At 60.8% G+C, this 24407-nt stretch carries 16 protein-coding genes; 5 read left to right on the top strand and 11 right to left on the bottom strand.

Features of this window, described 5'->3' with window-relative positions; all coding sequences use genetic code 11:
• The first annotated feature begins 29 nt into the window (after positions 1-29).
• Positions 30-908: a putrescine utilization regulator PtrR gene (gene ptrR / locus PseuLF5_RS05910; RefSeq protein WP_128614320.1), complete on the top strand. Its 879-nt coding sequence runs from the start codon at positions 30-32 to the stop codon at positions 906-908.
• 13 nt (positions 909-921) lie between these two features.
• On the opposite strand, the gene PseuLF5_RS05905 is transcribed toward ptrR, so the two are convergent.
• Both PseuLF5_RS05905 and PseuLF5_RS05900 read right to left on the bottom strand, forming a co-directional pair.
• A complete protein-coding gene (locus PseuLF5_RS05905; protein ID WP_340133160.1) occupies positions 922-1545 on the bottom strand; it encodes a glutathione S-transferase family protein in 624 nt (207 codons plus the stop codon).
• Positions 1546-1646: 101 nt separating this feature from the next.
• Positions 1647-3062 carry a purine-cytosine permease family protein gene (locus PseuLF5_RS05900; RefSeq protein ID WP_123467893.1) on the bottom strand — a complete coding sequence of 472 codons (1416 nt, stop codon included), beginning with the start codon at positions 3060-3062 and terminating at the stop codon, positions 1647-1649.
• Positions 3063-3414: 352 nt separating this feature from the next.
• Here PseuLF5_RS05900 and PseuLF5_RS05895 point away from each other — a divergent pair, with 352 nt between their 5' ends.
• Positions 3415-4326 (top strand): LysR family transcriptional regulator, encoded by a 912-nt coding sequence (locus PseuLF5_RS05895; protein ID WP_222833126.1) that lies wholly within the window; start codon positions 3415-3417, stop codon positions 4324-4326.
• 18 nt (positions 4327-4344) lie between these two features.
• Here the strand turns inward: PseuLF5_RS05895 and argE are convergent, their stop codons facing one another.
• The 7 genes from argE to PseuLF5_RS05860 all read right to left on the bottom strand — a co-directional run bounded on the left by argE (position 4345) and on the right by PseuLF5_RS05860 (position 12728).
• Complete coding sequence (gene argE, locus PseuLF5_RS05890) at positions 4345-5493, bottom strand: acetylornithine deacetylase (protein ID WP_340133159.1); 1149 nt, start codon at positions 5491-5493, stop codon at positions 4345-4347.
• Entirely contained in the window at positions 5490-6167 is a 678-nt protein-coding gene (locus tag PseuLF5_RS05885) for a DUF1028 domain-containing protein (protein WP_340133158.1), read from the bottom strand. Before PseuLF5_RS05885 ends, argE begins: the two co-directional genes overlap by 4 nt.
• Positions 6168-6321: 154 nt before the next feature.
• Entirely contained in the window at positions 6322-6738 is a 417-nt protein-coding gene (locus PseuLF5_RS05880) for a RidA family protein (RefSeq protein ID WP_123467902.1), read from the bottom strand.
• 55 nt (positions 6739-6793) lie between these two features.
• The gene (locus PseuLF5_RS05875; protein ID WP_340133157.1) at positions 6794-8113 is read right to left on the bottom strand and encodes a flavin-containing monooxygenase; all 1320 of its coding nucleotides are present in this window, start codon (positions 8111-8113) and stop codon (positions 6794-6796) included.
• Between the two features lie 186 nt (positions 8114-8299).
• Positions 8300-9634, bottom strand: a complete 1335-nt coding sequence (locus tag PseuLF5_RS05870) for a TolC family outer membrane protein (protein ID WP_340133280.1) — start codon at positions 9632-9634, stop codon at positions 8300-8302.
• A 10-nt stretch (positions 9635-9644) separates the two neighbouring features.
• The gene (locus PseuLF5_RS05865; protein ID WP_128615415.1) at positions 9645-10991 is read right to left on the bottom strand and encodes an HlyD family type I secretion periplasmic adaptor subunit; all 1347 of its coding nucleotides are present in this window, start codon (positions 10989-10991) and stop codon (positions 9645-9647) included.
• Positions 10992-12728 carry a type I secretion system permease/ATPase gene (locus tag PseuLF5_RS05860; RefSeq protein ID WP_267795297.1) on the bottom strand — a complete coding sequence of 579 codons (1737 nt, stop codon included), beginning with the start codon at positions 12726-12728 and terminating at the stop codon, positions 10992-10994.
• A gap of 315 nt (positions 12729-13043) precedes the next feature.
• On the opposite strand from PseuLF5_RS05860, the gene PseuLF5_RS05855 reads away from it, so the two are divergent.
• Complete coding sequence (locus PseuLF5_RS05855; protein ID WP_128615413.1) at positions 13044-13742, top strand: response regulator; 699 nt, start codon at positions 13044-13046, stop codon at positions 13740-13742.
• Here the strand turns inward: PseuLF5_RS05855 and PseuLF5_RS05850 are convergent, their stop codons facing one another.
• On the bottom strand, positions 13743-15221 hold the full coding sequence (locus tag PseuLF5_RS05850; RefSeq protein ID WP_340133156.1) for a sensor histidine kinase: 1479 nt from the start codon (positions 15219-15221) through the stop codon (positions 13743-13745). It abuts the gene before it with no gap.
• Positions 15222-15294: 73 nt separating this feature from the next.
• Here PseuLF5_RS05850 and PseuLF5_RS05845 point away from each other — a divergent pair, with 73 nt between their 5' ends.
• Positions 15295-21240: a peroxidase family protein gene (locus PseuLF5_RS05845; RefSeq protein WP_340133155.1), complete on the top strand. Its 5946-nt coding sequence runs from the start codon at positions 15295-15297 to the stop codon at positions 21238-21240.
• A gap of 120 nt (positions 21241-21360) precedes the next feature.
• Here PseuLF5_RS05845 and PseuLF5_RS05840 read toward each other — a convergent pair whose 3' ends face one another.
• Positions 21361-22179 (bottom strand): alpha/beta fold hydrolase, encoded by an 819-nt coding sequence (locus PseuLF5_RS05840; protein WP_123467908.1) that lies wholly within the window; start codon positions 22177-22179, stop codon positions 21361-21363.
• 506 nt (positions 22180-22685) lie between these two features.
• On the opposite strand from PseuLF5_RS05840, the gene PseuLF5_RS05835 reads away from it, so the two are divergent.
• A complete protein-coding gene (locus PseuLF5_RS05835) occupies positions 22686-24392 on the top strand; it encodes a ShlB/FhaC/HecB family hemolysin secretion/activation protein (RefSeq protein WP_340133154.1) in 1707 nt (568 codons plus the stop codon).
• The last annotated feature ends 15 nt before the right edge of the window (positions 24393-24407 follow it).

The following is a 24407-nucleotide window of genomic DNA, read 5'->3' as shown; positions in this document are numbered from 1 at the left end:
ATCGTTTCTTTCACGATTGGAGAATGACTGTGGATCTGGTGCAGCTGGAAATCTTCAAGGCCGTTGCCGAGCACGGCAGCATCAGCGCCGCCGCGGCGCAGATCCATCGCGTGCCGTCGAACCTGACCACACGAATCAAACAGCTGGAGCAGGATCTGGGCGTCGATCTGTTTATTCGCGAGAAAAGCCGATTGCGCCTGTCACCGGCCGGCTGGAGTTTTCTCGAGTACGCGCGGCGCATACTCGACCTGGTGCAGGAAGCGCGGGCCACCGTTGCGGGTGAAGAACCGCAGGGCGCGTTTCCGCTGGGGTCGCTGGAAAGTACGGCGGCGGTGCGCATCCCGCAGCTGCTGGCGGCGTACAACCAGTTGCATCCCAAGGTTGATCTGGACCTGTCGACCGGTCCGTCCGGGACGATGATTGACGGCGTGCTCTCCGGGCGCCTGGCGGCCGCGTTCGTCGATGGCCCGGTGCTGCACCCGGCGCTGGAAGGCGTGCCGGCGTTCGAGGAAGAAATGGTCGTCATTGCACCGCTCAATCACGCACCGGTGCAGCGTGCGGCAGATGTGAACGGCGAGAATATCTATGCCTTCCGTTCCAACTGCTCCTATCGGCACCACTTCGAAAAATGGTTCAGCACCGACGCTGCCGTGCCAGGCAAGATTTTCGAGATGGAGTCCTACCACGGCATGCTCGCCTGTGTCAGCGCCGGTGCCGGGCTGGCGCTGATGCCACGCAAAATGTTGCAGAGCATGCCCGGCAGCGCCACGGTCAGTGTCTGGCCGCTGGCGGCGGATTTTCGTTACCTGACGACGTGGCTGGTGTGGCGCCGGGGCACGGTGTCGCGTAGCTTGAGCATGTTTGTGCGCTTGCTGGAAGAGCGTGGGGTGGTGCGCGCAGAAGGGTAATTGACACTTTGTGTCACGGCGTGCCGTTTCTGCCGTAGAGACGGAAGCCTTCGCGTTGGCTCAGACGTTCGTAATACGTCCTGACGGCAGGATAGTCCGGGTGTCCGAGTGGCGTTTCAAACCAGCGATTCACCGACAGCCCGATGGGAATATCCGCCAGCGAAAAACGCTCGCCGCTGACATACGCGCCGGTTTTCTCCAGTTGCCGGTTGAGGATCTCCATGTTCTTCGACCACTGTTCGATTCCGCGGGCCAATGCGGCGCTGTCCTGATAATCCGGCGAGCGGCGCACCAGGGAAGTGAAGGCGTGCGACCATGAGCGGTTCAGCTCCGAGGCCTGCCAGTCGATCCACTGATCGACGCGCGCGCGGGCGCGTGGCTCGGTGGGGTAGAGGTCTGCGTCGGGGTAATTGGCCACCAGATAACGAATGATCGTGTTCGATTCCCACAACGTGAAATCACCGTCCTGAATCACCGGTACCATGGCGCATGGATTCAGCGCAAGAAACTCAGGTGTGTGGGTCGCCTGGAATCCCGAACCCCAGTCTTCACGATCGAACGGCAATTGCAGTTCAGCACAGGTCCACAGCACTTTGCGCACGTTGATTGATGAGGCTTTGCCGAGTATTCGCAGCATTGGCTGTCCTTGTTCCGTCATCGTCGGACTCAAAGAAATACCACAGCGCCATGCAGAAGGCCCGCACGAGGCGGGCCTTTTTTTAGGCTATCGGGACAATCTCACAGACTGCTCGCCAGTTTGCCGCCCATCATCCGCCGACGGTAAGACGTGTCGCGATTGGCCAGCCAGAAATACAGCGGTGACGTCACCAGCAAGCCCACCAGCCATGACAGGTCTGCGCCGTTGATATGCGCCGACACCGGGCCGACGTACAGCGGCGTGTTCATGAACGGGATCTGCACGGCGATGCCGATCGCGTATGCCAGCAATGCCTGCGGGTTGTAGCGGCCGTAGATACCGCCATCGACCTGGAAGATCGACTGGATGTCGTACTGGCCTTTGTGGATGGCGTAGAAGTCGATCAGGTTGATCGCCGTCCACGGCACCAACACCACCAGCAACACCAGGACCATGTCGACGAAGTGCCCGATAAAGTCCTTCGACGCGCCGACGGCGGCGAAGCAGCAGGCCAGCAACACGATGATCGAAATCACTGCCCGGCTCTTGGCGGTCGGGATCCAGCGGTAGGCGAAGGTTTGCACCAGGGTAATCAGCGACAGCACCGCGCCATACAGGTTGAGCGCGTTATGGCTGATCACGCTGAGCAGGAACAGCACCAGCATCAGCGGGCCAATCGAGCCGGTGGCGAGTTTGACCGCATCCATGGTGTCCATGCCCACCGGTGTGGCCAGTACGGCAACGGCACCGAAGATGAACGCCAGGCTCGAGCCCAGCGCCGAACCCAGATAGGTCGTCCAGAACGTCGACGAGACTTTCACGTCGGCCGGCAAGTACCGCGAATAGTCGGACACGTACGGCGCAAACGCGATCTGCCACAGCGCCGCCAGCGACACGGTGGCCAACCAGCCGGAGAGGTTGAAGCTGCCACGGGTCAGGAAGTCATCGGTCTGGATATGGGTGAAGATGTAGCCGAAACCGACGACGATGCCGATCCCCAGCACCCAGGTGCCAATGCGGTTGAGCACGTGAATGAAGCGGTAGCCGATGATGCCGATGATCCCCGAACCGAACGCGCCGATGACGATGCCGACCGGCACCGGCACGCTGTCGACCACACCGTGTAATGACTTGCCGGCCAGCACGATGTTGGAGGCGAAGAAACCGATGTACATCACGCCGGCGATCAACACCACCAGCAAGGCGCCGAGCGAGCCGAACTGCGCGCGACTCTGGATCATCTGTGGAATGCCCATTTGCGGGCCCTGCGCCGAGTGCAGCGCCATCAGCACGCCGCCGACCAGATGGCCGACGAGGATGGCAACGATGCCCCAGACCAGATTCAAGTGAAACAACTGCACGCCCAGCGCCCCGGTGACGATGGGTAACGGCGCGATATTGCCGCCGAACCAGAGCGTGAACAAATCCCTGACCTTTCCGTGGCGATCTTCCGGGGGCACGTATCCTATCGTGTGTTTTTCAATCAGCGGAGCGGAGGTGGATGCAACGGTAGCCATGACGGACTCCAAGGCAAGGATGAGTACGTGGACGTACTTCGGTAAGCGCCGGCACGGGCGGCGCAATTCTTGTTGAAGCGATCATGTGCAAAGCCCCGGAATAGATAAATTAGTAAGTTTGTTGCTACAGACCTTAAAAAAAATATGCTTCGGCTAGTGGGGGGCTCCGGTATGGTCAACCCTGTTTTCATATCAGGATTTGCCGGGGCCTGTGGCGAGGGGATTCCTCCCCGTTGGGCTGCGAAGCGGCCCCTCTTTTGATCTAAGAAAGCGGGAGACTGCTGCGCCGTCAAAGGGGGGATGAAGCCCTCGCCACAAAAGTACTGCCAGACTTATTTCACCGGAGGTGCTCATGGCTGCCTACAACCTGCGCCAGCTCAAATACTTCGTCACCACCGCCGATTGCGGCAGCGTTGCCGAAGCTTCGCGCAAGCTCTACATCGCGCAACCGTCGGTCTCGACCGCGATCAAACACCTGGAAGAAAGTTTCGGTGTGCAGCTGTTCATCCGCCATCACGCCCAGGGTGTTTCCCTGACGCCCAGCGGCTCACGGTTCTATCGCAAGGCGCTGGAGCTGTTGCGGGTGGCCCATGAGTTCGAGCAGAACGCCCTGGCCGATAACGATGTGGTGGCGGGGCAGATTGATATCGGCTGTTTCGAAACCGTCGCACCGCTCTACCTGCCGCGCCTGATCGCCGGTTTCAAGGCACGCTGGCCGGGAGTGGAAATCCGCATACGCGATGGCGAGCAGCAGGAGCTGGTGCAGGCATTGACTGCCGGCAGTATCGACGTGGCGATGATGTTCGAACACGATCTCGACAGCACCATCGACACCACGCCGCTGATGCCGCCGCAACAGCCTTACGCCTTGTTGCCGGCCAGCCATCGCTTTGCGCAACAGGCGAAAGTCTCGCTGCACGATCTGGTGCTGGAACCGATGATCTTGCTCGATGTGGTGCCGAGCCGAACCTACTTCGTGAGCATTTTCGAAGAACGCGGACTGACGCCGAATATCGTCTTCAGCTCACCGTCGATCGAGATGGTGCGCGGCATGGTCGGCAATGGATTCGGCTTCTCGATTCTGGTGACCAAGCCGTTCAGCGACTACACCTATGACGGCCAGCAAGTGGTGTGTGTGCCGCTGGCGGAAACCGTGACCGGCTCGGGGCTGTCGGCCGCGTGGCTGCGGCGGGTGCAACTGACCAAACCGGTGCAGTTGTTTGTCGATCATTGCCGCGAAGAGTTGGCCCGGCTGTACCCGTGAGGGCCGCCGAGCCGGTTTTCAGATGCTGATCGAGGCAAGCATCCGTTGCAGCATGTCATCGCAAGCCTGCAACTGATCGAGGCTGACGAACTCGTCCGGTTTATGGCCCTGATCCATGCTGCCGGGGCCGCAGACCACCGTGGGTATCCCCGCCGCATCGAACAAGCCCCCTTCGGTGCCGAACGCCACGGTGCCGAACGCCGCAGAGCCGCAGAATGACGCAATCAACTCGGCTGCCTGGCTCTGCGCAGCGGTGGCCAGGCCCGGATATGCCGACAACTCGCTGAAGCGGATATCACTCTGCGCGCTGACCGCCCGCATGCGCGGCAGCACTTCGCGTTCGGCGTAGGTTTTCAGTGCCGCGGCGACCAAGGCCGGATCCTGCGAGGGCAGGGCGCGGATCTCGAAATCGAAGCGGCAATCGGCGGGCACGATGTTCAGGGCCTTGCCGCCGCTGATCACCCCGGTTTGCACGGTGCTGTAGGGCGGGTCGAAACGCGGGTCGTGATGCGCCGGCGCTTTCAGTTGCTGGCCGAGGCGACCCAGTTCGCCGATCAGTTCGGCGGCGTATTCGATGGCGTTGACCCCGAGCGGCGCATAGGCCGAATGGCACGGATGGCCGTGCACCTCGCAACGCATCGCCAGTTTGCCCTTGTGGCCGAGCACCGGTTTCAGTTCGGTGGGTTCGCCGATGATGCACAGCAGCGGTTTGATCGGGCGCTGTTGCAGCACCTTGAGCAGCGAGCGCACGCCGAGGCAGCCGACTTCTTCATCGTAGGACAGGGCGATGTGCACCGGCCTGCGCAATGACGCGTTCACCAGCGCCGGCACCAGGGCCAGTACGCAGGCAATGTAGCCCTTCATGTCGGCGGTGCCGCGCCCGAACAGCTTGCCGTCGCGCTCAGTGAGTTCGAACGGTGGCAGTGTCCACGGCTGGCCATCGACCGGCACCACATCGGTATGCCCGGACAGCACGATGCCCGGTTGATCCACCGGGCCGATCGTGGCGAACAGATTGGCCTTGCTGCGTTCGTCGTTGTAGATCAGCGCGCAGGGCACATCGAATCGGGCGAGGTAATCGCGCACGAACTCGATCAGTTGCAAGTTGGATTCACGGCTGGTGGTGTCGAACCCCACCAGCACTTCGAGCAACTCGACGCTGTTCATCGGTCGTCACCGGCAACGCCGTAGCCCGGTGCCTTGGCCGGATCGAGGGCGCGGTCGATGTAGTCCTGCAACTGCGGGCGGTAGGCGTCCCACAGCGTTTGCAACTGACCGATCGGATTTTCATCGGCCCAGTCGACGCGCAGGTTGACGATCGGCCAGGTCTGTTCGCCGACCACTACCACGGCGGCGGAGTGCACGGGACCGGCTTCGCCACCGAGGGCCTGGGCGGCGTGCAGGGCTCTGAGCAGGCGGTCGGCCAGTTGGCCTTCGCTGTCTTCGAAGGCGCTGACCATCGCTTCGATCACCGAGCGCCCGGCGAGCATGTTGCCGGCGGCCACGCATTGCTCGCCGACCACTGCGTTATGTACACCAAGGGTCTGCGAACCGCTGAAATACGCGGTCTGGCCGAGGTGGTTGATGGCGGTGATCTGGCGGTACTGGCTGTAGCCGTTGCGCGTGAGCACCTGGTCCAGTGCTGCGTCAGGGGCCAGGCCTTGCTCCATCAGCGCGAGCACCTCCGGACCGAGGGAGGGCAGGGTGATGTTCTGGCTCGACACCGCGCCCACACCGGGCAACAGCCACGGGCAGCGCGCGCCGACGGCGATGCTGGAGGAACTGATGGCGACGCCGAACTGGCCGGTTTCGGGGCAGCGGGCGGCAATAGAGAAGGTCATTTGCTTGCTCCTTTCCAGGAAGATGTTGTCCTTGAAGGCCTCATCGCAGGCTTGCCAGCGCCCACAGGTATCGGGTCGATCAGGAAGCTTTCAAACAACCCCAAACCCTGTGGGAGCTGGCTCGCCAGCGATAGCCGCGACTCGGTGTGATGCCTTACTCAGGAATCACTGCAACCACATCAATCTCCATCAACCACTGCGGTTGACCCAGCGCCGACACCACCAGCCCGGTGGAAATCGGGAACACACCTTTGAGCCACTTGCCGACCTCCTGATACACCGGCTCGCGATAACGCGGGTCGATCAGGTAGGTGGTGGTCTTGACGATATGGCTCATGTCGCTGCCGGCTTCTTCCAGCAGTTGCTTGACGTTGCGCATGGCTTGTTCGGCCTGTGCACGGGGATCACCCAGGCCGACCAGGTTGCCATCGAAATCAGTACCGACCTGACCGCGCACATACACGGTGTTGCCGGCACGCACGGCCTGACACAGGTCGTTGTCGAGCGTCTGATTTGGGTAGGTGTCTTTGGTGTTGAACATGCGAATGCGGGTGTGAGTGGGCTGGCTCATGTAAGGCTCCTGACGAATAAAGGCCCGGCGCACTGGCGCCGGTGGAAAAGGGGAATCAGGCGTCGACGGTGTCGGCGGCTTTGCTGTGTGCATTCGAATGCAGGGCGGCTTCACGCTGCTCGGCATCGCGATAGTCCAGGTACTTGCGCTGGGTGGCGATGTGATCGGCGACGTGTTTGGCGTCGTGCCACACGCCCCAGATGAACGAGGAACCACGCCGTGACTGCCACGGCAGACCAAGGAAATACACCCCCGGCTCGCTGGACACACCGCGCTGATGCACGGGCTTGCCTTTGTCATCGAACGCCGCGACTTGCAGCCACGAATAATCCACGGCGAACCCGGTGGCCCAGATGATCGACGTGACCCCGGCCTTGACCAGGTCCAGATCGGCCAGTGGGTGTTTCACGCACTCGGGGTCCGCAAAGGTTTCCCGCGCCTCGGGTTCTTCCGGCAGGTCCAGGCCATTGCGCTCGATGTAGGCGTCGGCCGCGTCGAGCAGCGCCAGATAGTTTTCGTCGCCGCGCTTGAGGTTGTCGATCAGGTCCTGCTTGAAGCTCACCACGCCGTTGTTGAACGACTCAGTGACGCCGACCAGCGTCATGCCGCGATGGGCCAGGCCACGGAAGTCGATGGTGCGCCCGCCATGAGCGCCACTGACCGCGATGGTCACGTGCTCGCGCCCCGGTTTCATTGCCGCCTGATCCCACTCGCCGAGCACGCCCAGCCACCAGCAAAAATCACGGTTGCGGTAGGCGCGAGGCGGGCGGTCGTGGGCGCCGACCGAGAGGTATACCTGCTTGCCGGAGCGTTGCAGTTCATCAGCGATCTGCACGCCCGACGAACCGGCGCCGACCACCAGCACGGCGCCTGCCGGCAATTGCTCTGGATTGCGGTAATCCGCGGAGTGAATCTGCAGCAGACGCGCGTCTTTGGGCGCAATCGCCGGGATCACTGGCGTCTGAAACGGGCCGGTTGCGGCGACAACACGGCAGGCTTCGATGACGCCTTCAGAGGTCTGGACGGTGAAGCCCGGACGACCGACATTGCGCACCACGCTTTTTACCTCCACACCGGTGCGGATCGGCGCGTTGAATTTCTTCGCGTAGGCTTCAAAGTAATCGGCTACGCGCTCTTTGTGGGCGAAACCGTCGGGATCGACGTCATCGAATTCCAGCCCCGGGAAGCGGTCGTGCCACGCCGGACCGTTGGCCACCAGCGAATCCCAACGCCCGGTGCGCCAGCGTTCGGCAATGCGATTGCGCTCCAGCACCAGGTGCGGCACACCGAGTTTGCTCAGGTGCTCGCTCATGGCTACGCCCGCCTGGCCGGCACCCACGATCAGCGTGTCTGTTTTTATTATTTCAGTGGTCATCTCTACATCCTTCCTAGCAAGGCAGTGGGATTCGGGCGCTGTTGGCTTGTCCGTTTTGCTTGCGGTCAGACTAGGGAGGAGGGGGGGATCGGTAAAATATTATTAAGCTGGGATGTGAAGATAAAATTCTGATGCAGAGGCCCGGAGTCCGCGTATATCAAGGGCTGCACGGCTGCCCGGCCAGGCTCAGAACGACAGCCGGGGCCCCAGATAGGCATTGGCGCTTTCGATGTCGTCGTCGCCCAGTGCGCCGACGTCGGCCGCCAGCCGCAGCCTCGCCAGCAGGTAGCGGAGTTTGGCTTCGAACAGGTCGCGGCGCGCGTTGAAGATCTGTTCCTGGGCGTTGAGGATGTCGATATTGGTGCTGCTGCCTGCCAGAAAGCCTTTTCTGGACGACAACAGCGAGCGCTCGCTGGAACTGACGGCTTTTTCCAGCGCATGAATGCGCGCTTCACCACTTTGTACGGCGCGAAACTCGCGAGTGGTCCCCGAGATGATTTCTTCGCGAGTGGCATTCAGATCTTCTTCAGCCTGGTCCCGGGTGGCCACGCTTTGCCGGGCGCGGGCACTCACGTAGCCACCGCTGTACAGCGGGATGTTCAGCTCCACTCCCGCCGAGGTGTAACGGTTGCGTTGATTCTGCGTCGACAGGGTCTCGCTGTCGGCGGCGGTGTAGCCCAACACCAGATCAAGCGTCGGCCAGTGGCCTGCCTTGGCTTTGGCCACTTCTTCATCGGCGGTGTTGACATTCAAGCGACGGGCGCGGACCGACGGATTATCGGCGCCCGCGCGGATGATCCATTCCTGCAGGTTATCGGGTCGCAACGGCGGGGTAGGGAAGGCTTCCTGCAACGTCGCAATCTGCTCGGGTGCTTCACCGACGTACTCTTGCAACTGGCGTCTGGCGACAACAAGGCTGTCTTGTGCCTCGATCAGTTCAGCCTGAGCGAGATCGCGTCTCGCTACGGCTTCGTCGACATCGGTGACGGTGCCGTCGCCCAGCTCCCGACGGCGCTGAGTTGAGGCCACCTGTTCATTCAGTGCGTTGAGTTTGGCCGTTGAAAGCTTGACCGTTTCATGGGCCAGCAGCACGTCGAAGTAACGCCCGGCCAGGCGCACCGCCGAGTCCTGGGCCTTGCCGTCGTACACCGCGTTACCGTACTCGGCCTGATACTGGCCTTGCCGATACTCGGCCATTTTCTGCTTGTTGAATAATGGCTGGCGCAGTTGCAGGGTGGCACCGCGCGAGGCGTAGTTCAGGTCGTTGGTGTGATTGTTACCGTAGAAGTCCGGCTGTTGCTGCGTGCCGTTGATGTGGTTGTCGAACGCGGTGATCCCGATTTTCGGCAGCAGGCCGGATTTGCCGATGGCGCGGTTTTCCAGAGCGGCATCACGCTCGTACCCGGCTGACAGCAAGGTGGGACCCTGAAATTGCATCAGGTTCCACGACTCGCGCAGGTCCAGTGCTGCGGCCGATTGTGCCAGCCCCAACAGCGTGGCAGCCCCGATCACTCGTCGCAGGCCATGCACTTCATTGCTCCTTGAACGCGCTGTTGACGCGGTCGAGCAGAGGTTTCAACAGGTAGCTGAGCAGGTTGCGCTCCCCGGTCTTGATGGTGACCGAGGCGGGCATGCCGGCACGTATGTGATTGTCGCCGAGCATGGCCATGCCGGCCCGGGTCACTTCGATCTGGGCCAGGTAATAGGGCTGCTTGTTGTCCTCACTCATCAGGCGGTCGGCAGAGATGGTCAGCACCTTGCCGGGAATGTTGGGCGTCTGCACATGGTTGAACGCGGGGAACGAAATCATCACCGGCAGCCCGGGGTTCATACGGTCGATGGCCTGCACCGGAATCATCGCGTCGATTTGCAAAGGCTCATGGGCGGGGACGATTTCCATGATCTTGAAACCGGGGGCGATGACCCCGCCGACCGTCGACACGCTCAAGCCCTGCACCATGCCGTCGATGGGCGAGCGGATTACCGTGTGCCGCACCTGATAGTCCAGCGCTTGCAAGCGATCGGTGAGGGCGCTGTTTTCCTTTTGCACATCGGCCAGCAGCGACTGCACTTCCTTGCGGTAGTCGTATTCGCGCTGGATGATGCGCAACTTGATGTCGGCCGCCTGCCCCCGGGCGCGGGCGATGTTGTTCAGGTTATCGGCCTGAGAGGCATTCAGGTCGGAACCGGTGCGCTCCAGTTCCAGCATGCGGTTGCGCGGCACGTAGCCTTCGGCGGCGAGTTGGCGCACGCCGGTCAGTTCCTGATTGAGGAAGCCAATCTGTGATGAGCGGGCGTTGTAGACGCGCTGCAGCCCCTTGATTTGCGCGTCCGCCGAGTTGAGCGATTCGCGCAGGATGTCGAGCTCGCCGGCCAGACTGGCGCGGCGCGTTTCGAACAGATGACGCTGCAGGCGGATCGCCTCGCTCAGGTGCTCATTGTCGGCGTAGCGCTGCAGCATGAGCGGGTCGAAGACCACCTCCGATAAACCGTCGCGCTCGGCTTGCAGACGATTTTCCATGGTTTTCGTGGCGATGAATTGGGCGTTGACCACCCCTTGCTCGGAGAGCGCCTGAGTGGCATCGAGCCTGACCAGTTCCTGATCCTTTCTGACGTTGTCGCCTTCACGCACCAGAATCGCGTCGATGGTGCCGCCGGTCTGGTGCTGAATGGCCTTGCGGTTACTGGTGACCTTGACCGTGGCGGTGGCAACGATCCCCGCGTCTAGCGGCGCGAGCCATGACCAGAGTAAAAAACTGCCGAAGCCGACGATCACCAACAGCACACCCCAACGCGCCGGGCGTCGGTCGTCGACGTCGATCTCGGCCACTGCACGCAGCAGTTCCTGGCCATGCGGGTCAACACTCAAGGCCCCCATTTACTCTCTCCCGCGCACGGCTGACAGGGTGGGTGAGCCCACGGTCGGTAGCACGCTGGTTTGACGCAACGCCGCGAACACCTCTTCCCGTGGGCCGAACAACTGGGTGCTGCCTTCGCGCAGCATCAGGACTTTATCGACAGTGCCGAGGATGCTCGGCCGATGGCTGATCAACACCGTGGTGCAGCGCCGCTGCTTCAGATCCTCCAGCACTTCGATCAGTGCTTTCTCGCCGGCGTCGTCGAGGTTGGCGTTGGGTTCGTCGAGCACAATCAGAGAAGGTTCGCCATACAGTGCGCGGGCCAGGCCGATGCGTTGGCGCTGGCCGCCGGACAACGGGTTGCCATCGACGTCCAGCGTGGTGTCGTAACCTCGGGCAAAGCGCAGGATCATGTCGTGTACGCCGGCGCGCCTGGCGGCGATGATCACTGCTTCACTGTCGACATTGCCGAAGCGCGCGATGTTGTCGGCGATGGTCCCTTCGAACAATTCCACGTCCTGCGGCAGATAACCGATCCACGGGCCCAGTTCCTGTTTGTTCCACAGGTAGACGTCGGCACCGTCGAGTCGCACCTTGCCGCTGAGTGCGGGCCAGATGCCCACCAGCAAACGCGCCAGTGTCGATTTTCCCGACGCAGAAGGACCGATGATGCCCAGTGATTCACCGGGTGACAGGTTGAAGTTGGGCCCGTGAAGGATGGCTTGCGTCATGCCCGGTGCACCGGCGTGCAGGTGTTCCACCGAGATCATGCCCAACGGTTTTTGCAGTTTCATCGCATCGGCGCGGGCGGGGAAATCCTGCAACAGGTCGCGCAGGCGCGACCACGCACGGCGACTGGTCAGCAGTTGTTTCCAGGCACCTATCAATTGCTCCACGGGTGCCAGTGCCCGGCCACTGAGGATCGAACAGGCGATCATCATGCCCGGGGTGATCGAGCCCTCGATGGCCAGCAACGCACCGGTACCGAGGATCAGTGATTGCAGGGTGATACGCACGAAACGCCCGAGGCCGCTGATGTAGGCCGCTCGATCCGAGGCCATAGTCTGCATCTGCAGAATCCGCAGGTGGCTGCCGAACCAGCGCCCGGTGATAGCCGGCAGCATGCCCATCGCTTCAATGACTTCGGCGTTGCGCAGATTGTTGTTGGCGAATGTACCTGAAACCTGGGCGGCCATGTTGGCTTCGGCCAGGGGCTTTTTCGTGGCGATTTCGGTGAGCCAGGTCAGTGCCACCAGAATCAGCGAGCCGCACAAGGTGACGATACCCAGCAACGGATGAATCAGATAGGCGACGAACAGGTAGATTGGCGTCCACGGCGCATCGAAAAAGGCGAACAGCCCGTTGCCGGTCAGAAACTGGCGCACCTGGGCAAGGTCTTGCAGCGCCTGGGCGGGGTTGCCGCCGGCACGTTGCAGGTTGCGCTCGAACGCGGCGGTGAACACTCGACGGTTGAGGGCCATGTCGAGTCGGTTGCCGACCCGGATCATCACACGGGTGCGCACGACTTCGAGCATTGCCAGCAGGGTGTAGAGGCCGATCATCAGCAAGGTCAGCATCATCAGGGTGGTGAGGTTGCTGCTGACCAGCGCCCGGTCGTACACCTGCAACATGTAGATGGCAGGAGAGAGCATCAGCACGTTGATCACGCCACTGAATCCGGCCAGTGAATAAAGCGTGTGGCGCAGCCGAAAAAACACGTCGGCAAACTCGGATCGCGGGTGTTTTTTCTTGTTCATCGCAAGGTTCCAGTGCCGTGGCCTGATGTACCTCAGCGTAGGAGAGCGACTGTTGGTCGGATGACCTTCAGGTCCGGGTTTTCACTGGCGTTATATTTCTGACGGTTTTTTGTTTATTCAAAAACAATGGCTTGCCCGTCTATTTTGTCGCCGCTTGTTAAGCGGATGACTTGTTGACGGCGAAAAATCGCCCGACCTAAGTCTAATTTTTGCGCTGGCGACCCGGTCTGCAATGGGTCGGAGCCCTGCGGCCGGGCGGGTTAGCTGCTATTAATCAATGGGCGTCAATACGCATGGCCTTTTCAGGAGCGCGTTATGAATCCGTTTATCCGCATCGGTATTGCCGATGATCACCCTCTACTGCGTGAAGGTGTTGCCAACACGTTGAGAAAAAGGGCAGATCTGCAAGTCGTGGAACAAGGCGGCAATGCCGACGAGGCACGGGATATTGCTCAGCGGATGAGACCGGACGTGATGCTGATGGACGTCAATATGCCGGGCGACGTATTTGCCGCAGTGAAGTTCATCTCCACGCAATTACCGCAGGTGAAAGTGCTGATGCTGACGGTGTCAGAGTCTGAGGATGACGCCTATTCAGCCCTGGAAGCGGGTGCGCGCGGATATGTGTTGAAGGGCGTCAGCGGACCGGATCTGGTGCTGGCGATCCGTTCGATTGCCAGGGGCGAAACCTTTATCACCCCAGAGTTCGCCAACAAACTGTTGAGCAATTTCAAGAAACATGAAGCCGAAGTCCGCAAGATCGACCTCACTCATCGGGAAGAGCAGATTATCCGCGAAGTCTCGAAGGGCCTGACCAACAAAGAGGTGGCCTCCAAGCTGTTCATCAGCGAAAAAACCGTCAAGTACTACATGACCTGCGTGATGCAAAAGTTGCATGCACGCAACCGGGTGGAAGCGGTCACGGCGCTCAGGCGCCACTGGGAGCGCGAGGCTGTCGGGCGATTGCACATCAGCCCGGCGCCAACGCCTCTGGATGTTCACGGGGGGTCCTGATTACCACTGCAACTGTGCACTGATGGCGGTGCCGACGCCCGGTGAGGACTCGATACTGAACACGCCGCCCAGTGACTCCACGCGATAGCGCAAACCGGCCAGCCCCAGCCGGTTTCGTCCGTGGCCATCGACCACTAAAGCGTCGGCCGCCATGCCCGGCCCGTCGTCTTTGACGGTGATGGTCAGTGTTCCTTCCTGGTGATGCGCGATGATCCTCTGGCCTTTGCCCTGCGCATGTCGGTAGGCATTGTTCAGTGCCTCTTGCACAAACCGGTAAAGGCACAGCTTCACCGGTAGTGGTGCCGCGTCTGGCAAATTTTCGATATTCAACTGCACTTTGCTGCCGGTGCGTTGTTCATGCCGCTGGGCCACCAGCTGCAGTTCCTGCGTCAGGGTCAGGTCGTTGATTTCCGGAAGGGCCAGGCCTCGCGAAAGGTCGCGCACCTCACGCAAGGCGTCGGTAGCGGCGCCGCGGATGGTTTCCAGCGACTCCTGATCCAGTGTTGTGCAGTGCTCGGCCAAGTCATCCAGCCGGATCAGAATCAGTGTCAGCAGTTGGGCCGGCCCGTCATGCAGATCGGCACCAATGCGGCGCAGGGTCAATTCGTTGATGCGCGAGAACTCCTGGGTCGCGGTGTTGATTTTGCGATGCAGGGCGGCGTTGCTGATGTGCAGGCGGGTCTGCTCCAACAGCCGCATTCGCAGGGTCACCTGTTGACGCTGGATGATCTGGTCGCCACGCCGGACAATGAAAAACAGCAGCGTCAACATCGCCAGCGTGGCCGTGCCGACCACCATCCACACTTGTTGACGGACGCGGTTGATTTCCTGTTCCAGGCTTTCGGCTTTTTCGTAGAACTCGCCCACGGCGATGATTTTCCGGGTGCTGAATTCGCGCAGTGGCGCGTAGATTTCGTACAGCGGTACGTTGAGCTTGCGCTCGAATTCGTTCTCTTCCTGATCCAGGTCTTCAAGGTCGGTGACCACATTGCCTTTGAGCGCCTCGGCAATTTCATCCATCGGGAACTGGCGGTTGGTGATGGATTTGTCTGTGCTGTAGACCACCGTGCCATCGCCACGCCAGATTTTGATCGAGACGATGTGTCGCTTCAGCGAGCGGCTATCCATGAGCCGATCCAGGGATTTGACGCTGGTCGGGGACAGGCCGTTATCGCGACTCATCTCCTGCACGTACGGCTCCAGAAACGCTTCCATGTAATGCGCGCCCGCTTCGGCAGCGCTCTGCACGGCTGCACGCTCGATGCGTGCACTTACCAGTTTGCCGACGAAAAACATCGTCAGCCCGAGGATCAGTGCAGCGGCCAGCACAAACTGGGTGGAGCGGCTCAGATGGCGGGTGCGCTGCTTGAAGCGCCAGCGCCAGAGTCTTCTGTGGACAGGTCTGGGTTCGACCAAAGTCTCAGACTCATCGGCGACAAAAGTCTCGATTTTTGATTGGACTTTTGCATCTTTTGCCATCGCGTCGATTTCCTGATGATCGTGGTAAGTCGGTTGAAAAACCTTGCGAGCCAACGGATATCCGGAGTTTGCCATGTACCAGCTAAAGCGCTTCACCCTCAACAGCAACGATATTTCGTTCCTCGAGCAACAGGTGACGTTTCCGACCATCCATATCGTTGGCTACGACAGCGCCGGTCAGCCGCTATACGGCTATGACGGTTCCGATGGCAATGTCCATGTGCTCGGCTTGCTTGGTAGCTTCAACCCACTCGACACACCGCCCGGTGAGACCGTCTGGTACAACGGCGCCCGCGATCCGATCGGTCTGCGCAACGTCTCCGGCCATTTCAACAACCTGACTCAGGACGGGCAAAGCTGGGGCAGTTTCGGGCAGAACTTCATCCGTTTGACCCATTCGGACTACAACCACTACGTCCAGCAAAATCTGAGTAACGACGCCTTGGCCGGCGCCGGCGTTCCGGCAGGCGCCACGCCCATGACTGACAGTAGTTCACTCTATAGCGATCCGACAGCATCGCTGGTGGACTACACCCCGCGGATGATCAGCCAGACCATCGTCAGCGGCGGGGTCACCTTCGCCACCGACGCCAATGGCCATATCCAGCACACCGCCACGGGCGTGGCGATCGTCACCGATCCGGGCATTCTCGGCACCATCGGTGAAGTCGACACCAGTGCGCCGGACTCCGGCCAGTACTACATCCGCAACCAGAACACCGTGTCAGGCGATCCGTCGACCACCGGCTGGTTCACCCTGTTCGGGCAATTCTTCGACCACGGCCTGGACTTCATCAACAAGCCCAACCAGAACGCGACGATCACCATTCCGCTGGCGCCGGACGATCCGCTCTACGGCACTATCGGTCCGGATGGGCAGCCGGTGTATTCGATCAAGGTCCACCGGGCCTCCGTGGCTGAAGTGGACGGGCAGGGGCAGGCGCAGTACGTCAACCTCGACTCGCCCTACATCGATCAGAACCAGACCTACGGCTCCAATGACGCGGTCACGCAGTTGTTGCGCCAGTGGGTGGCCGATCCCAATCACCCGGGGCAATTCATTGCCGGCGCGGCGCTGTTCGATGGCACGACCCTGAGCGATGAAGCCGCCTGGACACTCAACGGCGTACTGACCCACCAGACCCTGCCGACCTTGAGCGAATTGCGCGCCCATGTGCTGGCCACCGGTCGTGATGATCTGACCTGGGACGACATAGCCAACTTCCGCGTGCGCGATGCCCATGGTCATGTGCTCGATGCCGATCCCAACACCGCTGGCGTGCAGGCGGTGTACACCCGTGAGGCGTTGTTGCTGGACATGAACCCGCACTTCGATGATGCGCACATCGACCAGGCCCGACTGATGTCGCTGGACGCGCACATCACCAGCATCACCTTCGATGCCAACAACCCTTACGGCATGGTCGTCAATTACGATAATGCCGGGCCGAAGAATCTGTTCAACTTCGTCAACTTTGCTGATTTCACCATCAGCGCGGCAGCGGGCAGTGCCGATTACGCAGTGGCCAACGAACTGTTGCTGCAATCGGTGGGCGATCACTACATTGCCGGCGACGGACGGGTGAACGAAAACTTCGGTCTCACGGCGATCCATCACGTGTTCCACGAAGATCACAACGTGCAGCTGATCAACCTGCAGAACGAAGTGCTGAGCCAGACTGACGTCAATGTCCGGCACAACTGGCAAGTGCAGATCAGCAATGGCAGCGGCGGTTTTTACAGCGACGCCAATGGCAACTTCACCCTGGCCGACGGCGTCACGGTGTCTTGGGATCAGGACAAATTGTTCTACGCCGCCAAACTCACCGTGGAGATGGAATACCAGCACGTGGCGATCGACCAGTACGCCCGGCTGATCACGCCGGATCTGCCCGAATTCGTCACCTATGACTCGGGGATCAACACCAATATCTCGCTGGAGTACGGTCAGGCCGCATTCCGCTTCGGCCACTCGCAACTGCGCGAGACCATTGATGCGCTGGAAAAAAACGCCAGTGGTGGCTACGACCTGACCGGCGCGATCACCCACTATGCGCTGGAGCAGGCGTTTCTCAATCCGGGCGGTTTTGCCGAAGTGGGACCCACCGCAATTGCGCTGGGGATGACCCGGCAGATCAGCAACGAAATCGATGAGTTCGTCACCCCGGCGTTGCAACAAGGCTTGCTTGGCCAGCCACTGGACCTGGCGACCATCAACCTGGCGCGTGGTCGGGATCTGGGGTTGCCAACCCTGAACCAGGCACGGCAGCAGATCCACGATGCGCTGATCGCGGAACGGGCCTCGCCGGCCGGTGCGCAGCACCACACTAACCTGATCGTCGACGGCCTGACGCCCTATACCAGCTGGAGTGACTTCGCCAACAACATGATTCACCCCGAGTCGCTGGTGAACTTCATCGCGGCCTATTCGTTCGACGGTGATGTGGCGCACGCCCAAGCGATCATCGATGCCGATGCGACGGGCGTGACCACCAACTACGCCGGTGGCAGTGTGACGGCAGAGCAAGCGGCCTATTTCCTCTCCGGCGCAGCCGATCCTGCCGGCAATCACGTGGCCGGTTATGACGGTTACAACGCGATCGATCTATGGATCGGCGGTCTGGCGGAAAAGCACGTCTATACCGGGCAACTGGGGACCACCTTCAATGCGATCTTCGAGGATCAGATGGAACGGTTGATGGACGGCGACCGCTTCTACTACCTGTTCCGCCTCGACCTCGGCTTGCCGGCGATGACCAACCTCAACGAGCAGGTGGTCACCGAGCAGTTCAAGGACATCATTGAGCGCACCACCGACGCACGGCACCTGGCCGGTGATGTGTTTGGCTATGCCGATAGCTACATCGAGTTGAGCTACACCGACTCCGGTGCCAGTCCGACCGCGTACAAGAGCGAGCACAAGTACGGCACGCTCATTGAAGCCAACCACATGGGTGTCTACTCCACCGGCGGCGTTGGTGGCATTGGCGGCAACGGCTTGCTGGTGAGCCTGAGCAATCCAGAAACCCACGCCTCACAAACCTATATCCGTGACTACCGGCCGGATCAGGGCCAGAACCCGGATGGCACCGCAGCCGTGGGTTATAACTCCCACGAAGTGCTGGTCGGCACCGACTACAACGATTGGCTCGATGCCGGTGACGGCGACGATACGATCTACGGCGAAGGCGGCGACGACATCCTCGATGGCAAGGCCGGCGCCGACCATATTTACGGCGGCGACGGCAATGACGTGATCTACGGTGGCGACATCGAAGACTTCCTGGATGGCGGCGAGGGTGACGACACCATTTATGCCGGGACCAGTGCCGGCGCCCTGGATGTGGTGATCGGCGGCAACGGCAACGACCATCTCTACGGTGAAGCCGGTATCGACGAGCTCTACGGTGGTGCCGGTGACGATTACATTGATGCCGGTGGCGACACCGACCTGGTGCATGGCGGCGACGGCAACGATGAAATCTATGGTGGTGACGGCCCGGACATCCTGTTCGGCGAAGACGGCGACGACATCATTTCCGGCGGCTCGACCGGTGACCAGGAGTTCGGCGGTGCCGGCGACGATATTCTCTTGCCGGGCCTCGGTGGTGCTCCAGGTCAGGGCGATGGCGATGAGGCCATTGGTGATGTCGGCTTCGACATTGCCGCATTCAGCGATGTGAACATTGCGCTGGATGCGGCGGCGGATCTGAACAACCAGAACATCGTCGCCGCGCCGGGTACTGGCGTGCTGTTCCAGCCGTTCAACGCGTTGCTCACCGACATTGAAGGACTGATCGGTTCGCGCTTCAGTGACAGTCGGCCCAACAGTGCCGTGCCGGCCAATCCGACGGCCGGCCTGATCGGCAGCGCCACCGAGAACTGGCTGATTGGCGGCAGCGGCGACGACGTCGCCCAAGGCAACGGCGGTAATGATGTAATCGTCGGCGACTCGATCAAACTTGCCGACCTCAATCACTTGCTCGCCAGTCAGGGCTTTGCCGAGCATTTCACCGGCCTGCAAGCCAGTCGTCCGGATTTCATCCTGGGTGATAACCATGCTGCGCCCGGTACGGCCGATGGCGCAGCCGATACCGCGATCCTCAGTGGCAACTTCGCCGACTACAGCATCACCAAGTTCACCGACACCCGTCCGGGGGGCGAGTTGATCACCGCGTTCAAAGTGGTGGATCTGCGCGTGGGGGCTGCGAATGTCGACGGCACCGACATCGTGATCGGTGTCGAGAAACTGCGCTTCGCCGATCGCACGGTCAATCTGAGCATCACCAACCATTTGCCCACCGGCAATGTTGCAGTGTCGGGATTTGCCACCGCGCCCGCCACGCCGAGCCGGCCAGTGCCAACGCAGTATCGGCTGACCGCCAACACGTCGGCGATTCAAGATGCCGACGGCTTGCCGGGCCCAAGCGGCTTCTCCTATCAATGGCAAGCACTGGTGGGCGCCGCGTGGCTGAACATCGCAGGCGCCAATGCTTCGACCTTTGCCCCGACCTCGGCGCAGTTTGGTCAGCAGGTGCGAGTGCTGACCACCTACACCGACAATAACGGCACCGTGGAGCAATTGACTTCAGATCCGACGGAAGCGGTCGGACGCTTCATCGAGGGCACCAACTTCTTCAGCAATACCCTCAACGGCACCAACTATCAGGACATCCTGATGGGCTATTCGGGTAACGACGTGCTCAATGGCGGTCTCGGCTCGGATCTGCTGGATGGCAGTAGCGGCAACGACACGATGCGTGGCAATGCCGGTAACGACGTCTATATGGTCGACGCCAATGGCGATGTGGTGCAGGAAAACCTCAATGAGGGCACCGACACTGTGATGTCGTCGATCAGTTACACCCTGGGGGCCAACGTCGAAAACCTGACCTTGCTCGGCTCGGCCAATATCAATGGCACGGGTAACGCTCTGGACAACGTCATCACCGGCAATAGTGGCAACAACCAGCTCACCGGGCTGGCCGGCAATGACACGCTGTCGGGGGGCGGTGGCAACGACACAATGCTGGCGTCGCTCAACGATGGTAACGACCATTATGACGGCGGCGCCGGGACCGACACCTATGACCTCTCCGCCACCTCGGCGGCGGCCACGGTGGATTTGCAGGCAGGCACCTCAACCAGCACTCAGACCGGCAGTGACACCCTGACCGGCATTGAAAACGTCAACGGTGGCTCTGGCAACGATCATATCCTGGGCGACAGCACCAGCAACGTGCTGCAAGGTCAGGGCGGCAATGACTGGCTGGACGGTGGCAGCGGCAACGATACGCTGGTGGGTGGGCAAGGCCTGGACAGCGTGTTTGGCGGCCTGGGGAATGACGCTTTGCGCGCCTCGGTCAACGACGGCAACGACAGCTACGACGGTGGTGGTGACAATGACACATACGACTTGTCGGGTACGTCGGCCAGTGCCACGGTCAACCTGACGACCGGTCTGGCGAGCAGTTCGCAGACTGGCAACGACACGCTGATCAACGTTGAAAATGTGATCGGCAGCAGCGGCGCCAACACCTTGACCGGTGATGCTGGCAACAACGTCCTGACGGGGCAGGGCAGCAGCGACACACTCGCTGGCGGAGGTGGCAATGACACGCTCGAGGGCGGCGGCAATCGCGACACCTTGTCCGGCGGCACAGGCAATGATGTGTTCGTGTTCTCTGCCACAGGCGACTCGGGAACGACGGTTCTCACGCGCGATGTCATCAATGATTTCACTCAAGGGCAGGACCATATTGATCTGTCGCTGATTGACTCGCGAACTTCCGGCGCCGGTTCGGCCGGTAATCAGGATTTCACGTTCCTCGGCGAATGGAATGGCGTGGGTACCGAGTTCAGCAATCAGTCACAACTGAAGTACCACTTCGTGAACGTTGGCGGCGTGGATCACACCTATGTGGAGGGCAATGTAAATTCGGGATCTGGAGCGGATATTCAAATAGATCTGGTTGGGCATGTTGCGCTGACAGCGAGTGACTTTGTTGGCGTGGTTTGAATCGGCAACCGGTAAAAAAGGCGCCCACCTCAGGAAAGGGGCGCCTTTTTCGTGAACGGCACTTGGCGGTCAGGGAATTGAGTTCGGCACAGGCTGAATCAAATCCTCACGCAAGGCCGCTCAGCGGTTGAGGAACGCCAACAGATCCTCATTCAACGCCTGCGCATGCGTCACTGCAAACCCGTGCGGCGCACCGGCGTAGACCTTCAGTTCAGCGCCCTTGATCTGTGCCGCCGCCTGTTTGCCGGTGGTTTCGAACGGGACGATCTGGTCGCCGTCGCCGTGGATCACCAGGGTCGGCACGTCGATTTTGCTCATGTCCGGGCGGAAGTCGGTTTCCGAGAACGCGGTGACGCAATCCACTGTGCCTTTGAGCGAGGCCATCAGCGCGATGTTCAGGGTTTGCGTGAGCACGCCATCGGAGACTTTCTGGCCTTGGTTGGTGCCATAGAACGGTGCGGCAAAATCAGCAATGAACTGTGCGCGATCTTTCAGCAGGCCCGCCTTGATGCCGTCGAACACCGACTTGTCGACGCCTTGCGGGAAGTCGGCTTTCTGGCCGAACAACGGCGTCACCGCGCCCAGCAGCACCAGGCCAGCCACCCGCTCGCTGCCGTGCCGGGCGATGTAGCGGCTGACGTCGCCGCCGCCCATGGAGAAGCCCACCAGGGTGACTTCACGCAGGTCCAGATGCTTGATCAGCTGCGCGATGTCATCGGCGAAGGTGTCGTAGTCGTAACCGTGCCAAGGCTGTTCGGAACGGCCGAAGCCGCGACGGTCGAAGGCAATGGTGCGGTAACCGCGGCTGCTCAGGTATTCCATCTGGTATTCCCACATGTCCGCATCCAGCGGCCAGCCGTGGCTGAACAACACGGGCTTACCGCTGCCCCAGTCCTTGTAATAGATTTCGATGCCGTCGTGAGTGAAGAACGTGCTCATGAAAACTCCTTGCGTCAGGGTTCGCTGATGGGCGTGCAGATGCCGGAATGGCAGCCTTCACTATCTGCGCAAAGCAGGCGGGCGACTTGTATGCAGGTGCTGGGTTGCAATGACGTCTGATTGATCGCCAGGTTCTATGGTGCAACTTCGAGCGATTATTCGAGGGAGTATGAAGGCGTGAAACGCAAAAGCCTGCAGGGCGATGCCTGTCCGCTGGCCGGGCCCTGCAAACCGTGATCGTCGCGTTGTCATGTACGCGCCAGGTGAGCCGGGTTCGGTGATGGTCGATGCATAACATCGACAGCCGATTCGCAAACGGGAACTCAGGTCTGCAGAGGGTCGCTTATTGGCGCCCGATGAGGTGGCCACCCGGCTTGCTATAGAACACTGAGGAAAACCCGCACGAATCCCCGACAGACGGTAGAAACTTAAGTTTGACGTCAAAATGATGGCCATCTAATATCGCGCCATTATTTTGATATCACTTTCGTCTCGAGGGATCGAACATGTCCTCACCCGCCCTCGTGGCGAGGTTGTGCGTAGCGTTGCTGTGCCTGTCTCCACTCCAGATTGCCGTTGCCGCCCCTACACCCGGCGACACCGACCTCATCCGTGATCGCCAGAACCGCCTGCTCGAAGAGCAGCAGCGGCGCCTCGAAGAACTCAAGGATCTGCCCGGCAAAGACGCCAGGCCTGCGCAACCGGCAGCCCCCACCGATACCCGCTGCTTCCCGATCAAAGACATCGAGCTCAAGGGCGCCGACAGCCTTTCCGAGCGCGACAAGACTCGCCTGCTCAAACCCTACATCGGCGAATGCCTGGGCGTGCCGCAGCTCAACGAGCTGCTAAAGGTCATCACCGATCACTACATCGAGAAAGGTCTGGTCACCAGCCGCGCCTACCTGCCGCAGCAGGATCTGTCCACCGGCCACCTGCAAGTGCTGGTGGTCGAAGGCAAGCTCGAAGGCATGAAGGGTGCGGAAAACAGCCAGCTCTCGGAGCGCGAACTGGCCATGGCCTTTCCCGGCAAAACCGGTGACCTGGTCAACCTGCGCGAGATCGAGCAAATGGTCGATCAGCTCAACCGTCTGCCTTCGAACCAGGCAAAAATGGAGCTGGCGCCCGGCCAGAACGTCGGTGGCAGCGAAGTGCTGGTTACCAACAACCCGCAGAAACCATGGCGAGTAGGGCTGTCGCGCAACAATGACGGCCAGCGCAGCACCGGTGAGCAGCAGTGGGGCACCACGTTTGACTGGGACAGCCCGCTCGGCCTGGCTGATCAGTTGAGCCTGCGCGGCGGTCACGATGCGATGACCGATCATCAGCACACCTCGCGTAACGCCATGCTCAACTACAGCTTGCCGTGGGGCTGGTGGACCTTCAGCTACACCTACAGCCAGAGCGAATACCGCTCGCAGATCGCCGCCAACGGCTACAACTTCAAGCAGACCGGCGACAGCGAAAACCATCAGTTGCGCGCCGAGCGGGTGATCCACCGCGACGCCGTCAGCAAAACCTCGCTCAGCGCCGGCCTGTCGTACCTGCGCACCAATAACTTCATCGAAGACAGCAAGCTCAAGTTGAGCAGCAACCGCATCAGCGAAGCGCAGTTCGGCTTCAACCATGGTCGCCGCGTCGGCAGTGCCTTCGTCAACTTTGACGCCGGTATGCAGGAAGGCATTGGCGCATTCGACGCTCAAGGCAGTCATGATCCGGGTCCGGGTGAGCCGAATGCGCGCTACCGCAAATACACCGCCACCCTGAGCTACTTGCAGCCGTTCAAGTTGTGGGGCGAGTCGTTCAGCTTCAGCAGCCTGATGACCGGCCAGCGTAGTGAAGATGTGTTGTTCAGCCCGCAACGCACCAGCCTTGGTGGCTCGTCGTCGATTCGTGGTTACAAGGACCAGTCGCTGTCCGGTGACAGTGGCGGTTACTGGCGCAACGATCTGCGTTGGTCGCGCCCGGTGACCATCGAATGGCTGCAACCGGTGTTCTCCGAATACGGCACTAGCCTGGGTTACGACCAGGGTGTGATCCAGAACGGTCGCTACAACGGCGATCAGCACGGGCGCATGTCGAGCAACTCGCTGAACCTGTTTGCCCGTGGCAAATACCTGTCCGCCGGGGTGACGTTTGCTCATTCCCTGGAGCGCCCGGATGCGCTGACCGAGCGTGAAGCACCGATCTACTTCCGCTTGGATTTCTTCCTCTAATAACAACTTTCCGAG

Source organism: Pseudomonas sp. LF-5 (assembly GCF_037626295.1).
GTDB classification, from domain to species: Bacteria; Pseudomonadota; Gammaproteobacteria; order Pseudomonadales; family Pseudomonadaceae; genus Aquipseudomonas; species Aquipseudomonas monsensis.
The sequence above is the reverse complement of the archived record's forward strand: the minus strand, read 5'-3'. Positions and strand labels throughout refer to the sequence as shown.